Source organism: uncultured Pseudoflavonifractor sp. (assembly GCA_904419835.1).
Classification (GTDB): domain Bacteria; phylum Bacillota; class Clostridia; order Oscillospirales; family Oscillospiraceae; genus Pseudoflavonifractor.
Genome location: CAJFTA010000029.1, coordinates 16,534 through 27,313, shown reverse-complemented (window position 1 = coordinate 27,313; position 10,780 = coordinate 16,534). Strand labels below are relative to the sequence as shown.

Annotated in this window: 9 protein-coding genes; 2 read left to right on the top strand and 7 right to left on the bottom strand. The window is 65.0% G+C overall.

The window, feature by feature from the left end:
• Positions 1-180 (top strand): hypothetical protein (locus QZY67_RS06895; protein WP_295369323.1); only part of this gene is annotated, 180 nt, incomplete at its 5' end.
• A gap of 244 nt (positions 181-424) precedes the next feature.
• Here the strand turns inward: QZY67_RS06895 and QZY67_RS06890 are convergent.
• From QZY67_RS06890 to QZY67_RS06880, 3 genes are read right to left on the bottom strand one after another with little or no spacing between them, the layout of a single operon-like run.
• Complete coding sequence (locus QZY67_RS06890) at positions 425-1,513, bottom strand: GerAB/ArcD/ProY family transporter (RefSeq protein ID WP_295369321.1); 1,089 nt, start codon at positions 1,511-1,513, stop codon at positions 425-427.
• An 11-nt stretch (positions 1,514-1,524) separates the two neighbouring features.
• Positions 1,525-2,643: a Ger(x)C family spore germination C-terminal domain-containing protein gene (locus tag QZY67_RS06885; protein WP_295369319.1), complete on the bottom strand. Its 1,119-nt coding sequence runs from the start codon at positions 2,641-2,643 to the stop codon at positions 1,525-1,527.
• Positions 2,640-4,151 carry a spore germination protein gene (locus tag QZY67_RS06880; protein ID WP_295369317.1) on the bottom strand — a complete coding sequence of 504 codons (1,512 nt, stop codon included), beginning with the start codon at positions 4,149-4,151 and terminating at the stop codon, positions 2,640-2,642. Before QZY67_RS06880 ends, QZY67_RS06885 begins: the two co-directional genes overlap by 4 nt.
• Positions 4,152-4,331: 180 nt before the next feature.
• Between QZY67_RS06880 and QZY67_RS06875 the strand changes: the two genes are divergently transcribed.
• Complete coding sequence (locus QZY67_RS06875) at positions 4,332-5,033, top strand: F420-0--gamma-glutamyl ligase (protein WP_294536923.1); 702 nt, start codon at positions 4,332-4,334, stop codon at positions 5,031-5,033.
• A gap of 46 nt (positions 5,034-5,079) precedes the next feature.
• On the opposite strand, the gene QZY67_RS06870 is transcribed toward QZY67_RS06875, so the two are convergent.
• The 4 genes from QZY67_RS06870 to QZY67_RS06855 all read right to left on the bottom strand — a co-directional run bounded on the left by QZY67_RS06870 (position 5,080) and on the right by QZY67_RS06855 (position 10,753).
• Positions 5,080-7,713 carry a calcium-translocating P-type ATPase, PMCA-type gene (locus tag QZY67_RS06870; protein ID WP_295369315.1) on the bottom strand — a complete coding sequence of 878 codons (2,634 nt, stop codon included), beginning with the start codon at positions 7,711-7,713 and terminating at the stop codon, positions 5,080-5,082.
• Between the two features lie 380 nt (positions 7,714-8,093).
• Positions 8,094-8,822 (bottom strand): response regulator, encoded by a 729-nt coding sequence (locus QZY67_RS06865; protein ID WP_295369313.1) that lies wholly within the window; start codon positions 8,820-8,822, stop codon positions 8,094-8,096.
• 33 nt (positions 8,823-8,855) lie between these two features.
• Positions 8,856-9,200 (bottom strand): helix-turn-helix transcriptional regulator, encoded by a 345-nt coding sequence (locus tag QZY67_RS06860; RefSeq protein ID WP_294536932.1) that lies wholly within the window; start codon positions 9,198-9,200, stop codon positions 8,856-8,858.
• Between the two features lie 266 nt (positions 9,201-9,466).
• Positions 9,467-10,753 (bottom strand): peptidylprolyl isomerase, encoded by a 1,287-nt coding sequence (locus tag QZY67_RS06855; RefSeq protein ID WP_295369311.1) that lies wholly within the window; start codon positions 10,751-10,753, stop codon positions 9,467-9,469.
• Positions 10,754-10,780 lie beyond the last annotated feature (27 nt).

Genomic DNA, 10,780 nt, shown 5'->3' with positions numbered 1-10,780 from the left:
TTGTTTAATTTACAAGGTGCACGCCCCGCCTCAGCGGCAGGAACTTGTTTAGTATATCATATCTTTTTGTTGCTGTCAAGTACTTTTTTCAAACTTTTTTCGAAGCTTTTCGGCTCCCAAAGTCCAATTCCAGAACTCTCATCCAGCCGCCCGCCGCTCTCGCAGCGAACTTTTATATGATATCATGTCGAGCTCGTTTTGTCAAGAGGCTTTTTTGTTTTCTTTTTTCGAGCCGTCAGGCTGATTTCAAGAAAACTTTTGGCCTCTTCAAGGGGTGTTCCCCGCGAGCGCTTAGATAATATACCAGATAAAACCCGGCTTGTCAACAGTTTTTCCGCTTTTTCTTTTCACTTTTTTCAGCTTTCTCCTTTCCAACAATATCTGCCCACTGGGCAAGTGTTCGCACACTATATCTAGGTGCTTTTTACACGCTCTTTCCCCGTATTTTACCAACCACCAGGAGAAGAAGCGGGAACCCAAATCCAAACGCCAGATTACCGGCGGTGAGAATCCCGTCGGCAAAGCGCTCCACGGCAAAGGCGTCCTGAAAGAGGAATACACTGCCCGCCAGGGCCACCGCAGCCACAGGCAGGGCGGCAGACTGGGCCTGCTTCAGTCCAAAGAGGGCCCTGGACACGGTACAGGCGGAGAGCACCAGCATACCGATAAGTATCAGGTCGGAGAGAACCCACAGGGCCATAACCACGGACTCCACCCGCTGGAACGCCCCCTGCACCCCAACTCCCTTTACCATGACAAAAAAGGGCTGCTCCACCCGGGAGATGAGGTCGGGGCCCAGGCAGCCCATGGTCACCAGCAGCAGGGCGGACAGCAGCAGGCACAGCCACACGGTCCACCGGAAGGCTCTGGAGCGGTCCTTGTCCTGCCGTTTCAGGCGCCCGGCCAGGAACGCCCCCGGGACGGCATACCCCAGCAGGGACAGCACAGGCACTGCGGCGGCGCCTGCGGCAGGCAGGTCCTCTATCCATATGGGAAACAGGTTTTCCGGCTCCATGCGGAAGGTGGCCAGCAGCAGTACAGCGCCCAGGGTGACGGCCAGAATGGCGTGAAAGATCTCCCCTGCCCGGGCAAAGGCGGCCAGCTTGCCTCTGGCCATCCAGAGGGCCACTGCCAGCAGCACAATAATATAAAAGAGAACCGGCCGGTTTCGGTAGCCGGTGATGAGAAACCGCTGGCCGCACATGCGCACGGTGACGCTGAGCTGGAGCAGCCCCCACAGCAGGCAAAGGGCCAGAGCAATCTTCCCCCCGACTTTCCCCAGCACCAGAGAGCAGGCTTGGGCCAGGCCGGCGCCTGAGGGCAGATGGGAGAGCAGCTTGAACAGCACCCAGCACAGGGTCATGACTGCGGGCAGAGCCAACAGGGGCGCAAGCCACCCGGCCTCTCCCGCCGTCTGGGCGGTACTGCCGGGCAGCACCCGGATGGCCGGGGACAGCAGCGCGGCAAAGATAACCGAGAGCAGCTGGCGCATGGTGATGGGCGTCTCAGACAATGTGTTTCACCTCATTTGACATCATAGCCCCGCCGGATGCCGGCGGTGACCTCCACCCGGATGGGCAGGTCGGAAAAGGCCTCCCCCCACTGCTCCTGGAGGGCGGCCCAACGCCAGGGGGCGGACATGCCCGCCTTTCGGCACAGGTCCAGGCAGTCGGCGTTCAAGGTCTGGAGCAGAGTGAGGGCGGCCGCAATTCGATCCCGCTCGATCCCGGCCAGAGCCGCCTCCAGGGCGCGCTGTTCCTCTGTGCTGTGTTCCAGATCCATATTTTTTGGCCCCTGTGCCACGTTGGCGTCCACAGCGCATTCCACCGTCAGCCCGGTAAGGGCGCCCTTCTCAAAGTTCGGGCTGATTTTGGTCTCCGCGCCCACCACCCGCAGGGCCGCCGTGCCCTCCTTCGTGGGGCACTCCACCACATCCGCCTCCACCCGGCCCAGCAGCAGATTAATACCCAGAGCCGCGTCCCCATCCGCAAAGCCGATGAGGGTGCTGTCCTTCAGCAGGGCGTAGCCGTCGGCGGCCAGGTCGTAGTCCCCCTCCTTTCCCGTCAGGGTGAGAGCGGGGGCAAAGGTGGCCCCGCACCGGGCCGTGTCGGAGAGCAGCTCCCGCACCGTGCGGGGCATGGAGGCGGCCATCAGCCCGGCGTCCTCCGCCATGGACTCCAGCCGCTCAGAGGCCGAGGTGCCCGACTTCGACAGCGCGGTGATGGCGTCTGAGGCGTTCCCACCCCGCACCACATAGAACTCGGTGTCCAGCCGCATCTCAATGTCCCGCTCCACGTAGCCCAGGGCCTCCTCCAGTCCGGCGGCGGCCAGCTCCTCCCCGGCCAGCAGCTGCCCCACGTGGCCGTAGAAGATATAGGCGCTGCCCCGGGACTGCATGGCCAGACAGGCGGCGCTGACGGTGCCCGCGCTGTGGGAGTAGACCACGGCAGGCTGTTCCCCGCCGCTCTGCTCGGCGGAGGCGGCGGTGACCATGACCCCCTCCTCCGCCCTGTCCACCCCCAGGGTGCGCATGAGCACCATGTTCTCCAGCTCCCGCCCCTCGGGCAGCCAGCTCTGGCCGCCGTAGCCGGTGAGGGAGAGGCACAGTGCGGCCAGGGTCATTACTGCAAAAGCCCGTCTCACGCCTGATTCCTCCTGTTTTTGGTGTGGAGCCCCTCCTGCCGCAGCTTGACCCAGGGCAGGGGCAGACGGAACACACCGTCCAGCCCGGACTGACCTCCGGCGGAAAAGGGGGTCAGGTAGGCCACGCCGAAGCTCTCCAGCCGGGCAAGGCGCAGAATGAGCACCGCCGCGCCCACCACCACACCGAACAGTCCCGCCCAGCCCGCCAGCACCGCCAGCAGGAAGCGCCACAGCCGCAGGGCAGCGGCAAACTCCTGGCTGGGCATGGTGTACCCGGCGATACCGGCGGCGGCCACCACGATGAGCACCGCCGGAGAGACGATTTTGGCCTCCACGGCGGCGGTGCCCACCACCAGGCCGCCGATGATGGACACGGTCTGGCCGATGGAGGGCGGCAGCCTCAGTCCGGCCTCCTGGAGAATCTCAAAGGCCACCAGCATGAGGAGCACCTCAAACACGGTGGTAAAGGGCACATCCCGCTTGGCGGCGATGATGGACAGAGCCAGGCGGGTGGGAATCATCTCCTGGTGGAAGTTGACCATGGCGATATACACGGCGGGCAGCAGCAACGTGCCGAAGATACACAGACACCGCAGCAGGGTGAGGACGCTGGCGGTCATCCAGTTGTTGGACTTGTCCTGTGGGGCCCGGAGGAACTCCCCCGCCGTACCGGGACAGAGGTAGCCCAACGGCAGCCCCTCCACCAGGATACCCACCCGCCCCTGGGCCAGACCGGCACAGAATCGGTCGGGCCGCTCGGTGTAGAGCACCAGGGGAAAGGCGGTGGAGGTCTCGTCCACGATATACTCCTCCAGATTGCCGGTGGAGAGCAGGGCGTCGATGTCGATGGCGGCCACCCGCTCCTCCACCCGCCGCACCAGGTCCGGGTCGGCGATATTGTCCAGCCACAGGATGTCCACCGGGGTGAGGGACTGCCGCCCCACGATTTTCTCCCTGATTTTTAGCTCCGGGGCCCGGAGGTGGCGGCGCACCAGGCTGGTGTTGCTGCGCAGGTTCTCCACAAAGGAGTCCCGGGCACCCTTGATGGAGGGCTCGTTGTCCGGGGCGCTGACGCCCCGCTTGTCCTCGGTGGCCATATAGAAGGAGAGGACGGCGGGGGCGCCGGGGAAAAAGAGGATGAGGTTGCCGTTGATGATGTCCATGGCGGCCTGGTCGGCGGTGGTGCGCTGCTCCACCATTAAATTGTAGAGGGCGCCGCCGGCCATCTTCCGCCAGGCCTCCTCCGGCGGGGCGTCCCGCAGGGTGCTGTCCTGGGCCAGAGGGCGGAGAATGTACTCGCTGGCCCGCTCCAGCTTCACCATACCCCCGATGTAGCACATGGTCACGTGCTTTTCCGGGTCCCCGGCCAGGTCGGCCTCCCGGACGGCAAAGTCCACGCAGTCGGCAAACACCCTCCGCAGGGTGTCCACGGTCAGGGGGCCGTCCACCCTGGGCTCCTGTCTGGGGTGGGGCGGGATTCCGTCTGTCTGGGGTCCGAACAGCTTCATGGGTGGATTCCTCCTCTCCTGTCTCCCGTTCAGTATGTCCCCGGCGGCGGCGGATATGCGCTGTCCGTGTTCTTTTTGTTGCCTTTTTGGAAACACGTGGGTATAATAGCCCCAGAGCTGCTATTATACCCACCCATTGGGAAAATCCAAATTGATATACAAGATGAGAGGCTTTTTACTATGGAATTTAAAGCGAACGAGGGCAAGAGCGTCACCATCCAGGCCATGGGCAAGACCTGGGCCCGTCACGCCATCCAGACCCATTTTGTCCAGGTGGGCGAGAGCTACTTGGACCTGATTGAGAAGTATGTGCTGCCCGTCTATCAGCCCGGTGACATCCTGTCCTCCAGCGAGAAGGTCATCGCCATGTGCCAGAAGCGGGTGGTCACCGAGGACGAGGTGAAGCCCGGCTTCTGGGCCAAGGTCCTCAGCCGCTTTGTGCACCAGACCTCCGCCGGCCCCGGCATGGGTCTGCCCGTGAAGATGCAGTTTGCCATCAACGTCTGCGGCCTGCCCAAGGTGCTCTGGGCCGCCTTCCGTGCCGCCATCGACAAGCTCCGCGGCGTCCGCGGCACCTTCTACAACATCCTGGGCACCGAGGTCTCCGGCCTGGACGGCTTCTATGGCCACGACATCCCCGAGTATGAGCATATGGGCGTTCGGGTGCCTGAGAATCCCGACGGCGTGTGCGACGAGGTCTTTGAAAAGACCGGCGTGGTGATGATGATTGTGGACGCCAACGACCTGAACGTGGAGCTGCTGGGCCGGTGTGCCCAGCTCAAGCAGTCCGACGAGGACCTGCTGGACCTGATTCGGGACAACCCCGCCGGTCAGGACCGCCAGCTCACCCCCTTCATCCTCATCCGGGAAGTGAAGGAGTAATTCCATACGCAAGACGAGCCCGCAGCAGCTGCTGCGGGCTCGTTTTTTATGTCTCCTCTCGCTTCTTTCTCCACCGGCTCACGGCCTTGGTCAGCTCACAGACCGCCACCGGGGCGGCGGCCAGGCCCAGGACGGCTCCCCACTGCGCCCCGCTGAGGGGTACGGTGGAGAATATCCCCTGGAGGGGCGGCAGGCACAGCACGGCCAGCTGCATGGCCATGCCCGCCAGGAAGGCCTTGTTCATGGCCTTGTTGGAGAAGATGCCTGTTTTCAGCAGGCTCTCCTCCTCGCTGCGCACGTCGAAGGCGTGAAAGAGCTGACAGATGGTCAGGGTGGCGAAGGCCATGGTGTTGGCGGCGGCGGACGGGGCGGACGGGCCGGGGATAATGTACTGCCCCAGGAAAAAGGCGCACAGGGTGAGCAGTCCCACCATGCACCCCTGCCAGCACAGCCGCCAGGCAAAGCCCCCGGCGAAGAGCTTCTCCCCCGCGTCCCGGGGCCTGTGTTCCATCACGTTCTTCTCCACCGGCTCCACCCCCAGGGCCAGGGCGGGCAGGGAGTCGGTGACCAGGTTCAGCCACAGCAGCTGCACCGGCACCAGGGGCATCTGGCGGAAGTCCAGGGCGGTGGCCAGGAAGATGGTGAGCATCTCGCCGATGTTGCAGGAGAGGAGGTAGTGGATGGCCTTCTTGATGTTGGCGTAGATGCCCCTCCCCTGCTCCACCGCCGAGACGATGGTGGCGAAATTGTCGTCGGTGAGGATCATGTCGCTGGCCCCCTTGGCCACGTCGGTGCCCGCCACGCCCATGGCGCAGCCGATGTCGGCGGCTTTGAGGGCGGGGGCGTCGTTGACGCCGTCGCCGGTCATGGCCACCACCTTGCCCCTGGCCTGCCAGGCCTTGACGATGCGCATCTTGTGCTCCGGGGACACCCGGGCGTAGACGGCGAACTTCTCCACCTCCTGCTCCAGCATTTCCTGGGGCATAAAGTCCAGGTCGGCGCCGGTGATGGCCAGGTCGCCGGGCTGGAAGATATCCAGCTCTCTGGCCACAGCCACGGCGGTGAGCTTGTGGTCGCCGGTGATCATTACCGGCCGGATACCGGCGGCGTGGCACTGCTTCACCGCCTCCTTCACCTCGGGACGGGGCGGGTCCATCATGCCCACCAGCCCGGCAAAGGTCAGGTCCTGCTCCAGAGTGGCGGGGTTCATCTCCCGGGGCAGCATCTCCAGGTCCTTGTAGGCCACCCCCAGCACCCGCAGGGCCTGGGCGGCCATGTCGGCGTTGCGGGCGGCGATGTCGCGGCGGACGCTGTCGGTGAGGGGCGCGCCGCCGGGCAGGCGGCGGCACAGGGACAGCAGCACGTCGGGGGCCCCCTTGACGCACACCCGGAAGCCCCCGTCCGGGCGGCGGTGGACGGTACTCATCCGCTTCCGCTCCGAGTCAAAGGGCACCTCTCCCCGGCGGGGCCAGTCCCGCTCCAGGGCATCCTTGTCCAGCCCCTCCTTGAGTGCGGCCTCCACCACGGCGGCCTCGGTAGGGTCCCCCACCGCCCGGCGGCGGCCCTTGTCCCGGGCCAATGCGGCGTCGGAGCACAGGCTGCCCACGGTGAGGACCGCCGCCCGGTCCCCGCCCCGGGGCGTCCACACCTGGGTGACGGTCATTTTGTTCTGGGTCAGGGTGCCCGTCTTGTCCGAGCAGATGACCCCGGCGCAGCCCAGGGTCTCCACGGCGGGCAGCTTCTTGACAATGGCCCCCCGCTTTGCCATCCGCTGCACCCCCAGGGCCAGCACAATGGTGACAATGGCGGGCAGCCCCTCGGGGATGGCGGCCACCGCCAGGGCCACGGCGGTGAGGAACATGTCCAGAATCTCCTTGTGGAGCAGCATGCCCACCCCGAAGAGCACGGCGCACACGCACAGGCAGGCGAAGGAGAGGGTCTTGGATATCTCCGTCATCTTCCGCTGGAGGGGTGTCTCCCCCTCCCCGCTGTCCAGGATCATGCCGGCGATGCGGCCCACCTCAGTGTCCATGCCGGTGGCGGTGACCACCGCCCTTGCCCTGCCGTTTGTGATAACGGTGGAGGACAGGAGCATGTTGTGCCGGTCTCCCAGGGGCAGGTCTCCGGCCAGGCCGTCGGCGGGGCCCTTGTCGCTGGGCAGGGACTCGCCGGTCATGGCGCTCTCGTCCGCCTTGAGCCCGGCGCTGTCCAGAATGCGGGCGTCGGCGGGCACCATATCCCCCGCCTCCAGCAGGATAATGTCGCCGGGCACCAGGCCGGCCGCCTCCACCCGGCGCTCGGTTCCGTCCCGCACCACCCGGGCCATGGGGGCGGACATGCGCCGCAGGGCCTCCAGGGCCTTTTCGGCGCTGTTCTCCTGGGCGATGGAGATGCAGGCGTTGACCAGCACAATGACCAGGATGATCACCGCGTCCACCCAGTCCTCCCCGCCCCCGGCCCACAGGGACAGCCCCGCCGCCCCCAGCAGCACCAGAATCATGGGGTCCTTCAGCTGGGCGAGGAACCGCACCACCAGACCGGGCCGCTTCCGCTCCTCCAATACGTTGGGGCCGTACCGCCCCAGTCTCTCCTCTGCCTCCGCCCCGGCCAGTCCCCTGTCCCGGCTGGTGTCCAGCTGGTCGAGGACCTGGGCGGCGGTCTTGCTGTGCCATGCGCTCATACACGTCTCCCCTTTTCTTCCCTTGCGCAGTGGGCCCGCCCCTCTTGGGGCGCGGGGACAGGCCTCTGCTTCAATCTATGCAGGGAAACGGAATGTATGACAAGAACGGGTCCGGAGCAGACTCCGGACCCCAGCGTGTCGAAAAACCTCAGTTTAAAAGCACCCGCCTGAACCGGGGCGGGGGAGCGCGAGGGGGCGGCTGCCCGCCTCGCGTGGAATCGAATGCGCCGGAAGCCTTGCTGTACAAGGCTTCCGGGGAGCGGAGCGAGGACTTTTGCGCCGCTGTGCGGCGCGAAAGTAACGGCATTTTTGCAGGCTGTCGAAAAAGTCCGGGGACTTTTTCGACAGCCTGCGGGTCCGGAGCAGTCTCCGGACCCGTCTCATTTTCTATTTCGGCGCTCTTTTTCCGCCAGCTCCTCTGCCGCCCGGCGGAGGAACGCGCCGTTGCCCGGCGGCCTGTCCGCTCTGAGTGAGCCCAGCAGGGCGCTGTAGGCCGGGCTGCCGGCGGTATGGATGCCCCGGATGACCGTGCGCATGTTCTTCTCCACACAGGCGGCAGTGGTGTGAAAGGCCCGGGCGGTGGAGAGATAGATCTCCTTCATCTGGATCTGGGCCTCCGCCGCGGCCATCAGCTCCAGGGCAAAGGCGGTCTGTCCATAGCCGTCCAGGCGGCTGTCCGCCCCCAATCGGAGCAGCAGCCAGCCGGCGGGGCCGTATTCCTGGCGGGGCTCTCCGGCGGGAAACAGGGCGCTGATGCGCTGAGCCAGCATGCGGAGATTCACCGGTTTGACCAGGTAGTAGTCCGCGCCAAGGCGGCAGCTGTGCTGCACATAGGCGTCGGCGCTCACGCCGGAGAGCACAATCACCCGTGGTTTCCGGCCCTGGGGCAGTCCGGCCAGGCCCTCCAGAAAGCCGATGCCGTCCAGGCCGGGCATAATCAGGTCCAGCAGCACCAGATCCGGCCCCAGGCGGCCGGTCAGCTCCAGGCCCTGCCAGCCGTCTCCCGCTTCACCGCACAGCTCCAGGCCGGGGGTCTCCTCCACAAAGGCGGCCAGCAGCGCCCGGGCGGACGGGTTGTCATCCACCAGCAGTATCCGTATCCCACTCACACAGGTTCCTCCTCCTGCCGCGGCGGGCGGCTGTTATTCCGGCCGTCCCGCCTCCAGCATGGCCAGCATGGTCTCCAGCATCTCCCCCGCCATATCCCGCATGGCAGGCGTCAGGGATGCCAGATGCTCGGCAATGCCCACCCAGGCCGCGTCGGCGTCCGTGCGGCCATAGAGCAGATAGTCGGTGGTGACATTGAGGGCCCGGGCCAGGTTGGCAATGTTCATCCCCGTCATGCCCTTCTTCCCCCGTTCCACGGAGGAGAGAAACTGGGGCGTAATGCCCGCCTGTTCCGCCACGTCCTCCGCCCGGCGGTTGCCCCGGGCCAGGCGGCACCGCCTGCCGAACGCCTGGTTGAAACGCTCCTTTTCGTCGTACATGGAATGTTCCTCCGCCCTTTCATCTATTGTTTATTTATCCCGAAACAATAGAGTTTGTAAACAAGCTATCGTTTCTTGTTTTTCATACAATAGATTTCAGAGTATTGTGGGGGGGTATGACGGAAAATTTTTGCCTGCCGGAGCGAATGCAGGTGTAAAAAACGCGGAGGCCTGCTTCTTATTAAGCAGGCCTCCGCGGGGTGTTTCACGTATCTGGCGCTGACAGCTGGAAATACTGCGGCGTATTTTAATTGCCGTGCCCGGGCTCAGCCCTCGGCGGCAGGGGTGGCGGAGGGCTCCGCCGTGGCGGCGCCCTCGGCAGCGTCCGCCTCCTCCGCAGCGGCGAGCTGCGCCCGGTAGGCGCTCAGCCGCTCATAGTAGTCCTTGGGGTCAATGGAGGCGAAGGTGTCGTTGGTCTGGATGTCGGCCTCCTCCATCCAGGTGTTCATCTGCTCGTTCATCTGCTCGCTGATGCTGGCATCCTGCTCGCTGGTCCAGGCCTCACGGGCCATCTCGGTGTCCACGGGCAGGCGGAGCAGGATGTGGTAGCCGTAGCTGGTCTCCACAATATCGCTGAGCTCGTGCTCGCCCAGAGCCTTGGCGGCGTCCTCAAACTCCTGGACCATCTCGCCCTCGCCGAAGAGGTAGCCGTCGGGGGCGCCCAGGGTGCCGTCGGCGTAACGGCCGTCCTCGGACAGCTCGTTCATCAGCTGGTCGAACAGGTTCTCCATGTCGTCGCTGGCCTGGAGCTGGGCCAGCGTGTCCTCCGCCTTCTGCTTGGCGGCGGCGATCTCCTCGTCGGACAGGGGGCTGCCGGAGTCGTCCACGGTCTTGAACAGAATGTGCTTGACCTGCATCAGGCCCTTGTCGGAAGCCCACTGGGCCAGCTCCTCGGCGGTGAGGGCGGCGGCGTCCTGGGCGGGGAACAGCTGCTCCTGGAGGGCGGGATAGAGGAAGTTGGAGGCGGAATACATGCTCCGCAGGCCCTCCTCGGTGCGGTTGACCTCCTTCAGGGCCAGTTCAAAATTATCCTGGCCGCCGGAGTTCTCCACCGCGTCGGCCATCTGCTGGTCCAGCTCGGCCTCCTGCTCGGCGGTCATGGCGATGTTCCGCTGGGCGCACTGGTTGCGGATGACCTGGTTGAAGGCGGCCAGGTCCCGGGCGTTGTTGACGAGGTACTCGGCGACGGTGCCGCTGCCAGTGTCCATCTCCCAGTCAATGGCAGTGGGATCGCCAAACATATAATAGCCCACGTACTCGGTGGCATAGCCCAGCCAGTAGAGGTACTCCTCGGCGTCGACGGCCGCGCCGTCCACGGTCATGACCGTGGTGTCCCCGGGGATGCCCAGCAGCACCTGGGTGACGTCGACGCTGTTCAGGTCAAAGTCGCCGAACTGGAGGGCGGAAGGGCTCTCGGACGGGGCGGCGCTGGCCGAAGGGGACGGGGAAACGCTGGAGCTGGGGTCGGCGGGGGTCTCGGCGCAGCCGGCCAGGGTGCCAATCAGAAGGGCGCCGCAGAGCGCCGCGCCCAGGATTCTCTTGGTAGCTTTCATTTTTATCCTCCTTATAATGGGGAAACT

What these genes read in the sequence shown, in the direction of transcription:
- QZY67_RS06860 (WP_294536932.1), bottom strand. Translation starts at nt 9,200, where the DNA reads ATGTACGACGAAAAGGAGCGTTTCAACCAGGCGTTCGGCAGGCGGTGC.
- QZY67_RS06875 (WP_294536923.1), top strand. Translation starts at nt 4,332, where the DNA reads ATGGAATTTAAAGCGAACGAGGGCAAGAGCGTCACCATCCAGGCCATG.
- QZY67_RS06855 (WP_295369311.1), bottom strand. Translation starts at nt 10,753, where the DNA reads ATGAAAGCTACCAAGAGAATCCTGGGCGCGGCGCTCTGCGGCGCCCTT.
- QZY67_RS06880 (WP_295369317.1), bottom strand. Translation starts at nt 4,151, where the DNA reads ATGAAGCTGTTCGGACCCCAGACAGACGGAATCCCGCCCCACCCCAGA.
- QZY67_RS06870 (WP_295369315.1), bottom strand. Translation starts at nt 7,713, where the DNA reads ATGAGCGCATGGCACAGCAAGACCGCCGCCCAGGTCCTCGACCAGCTG.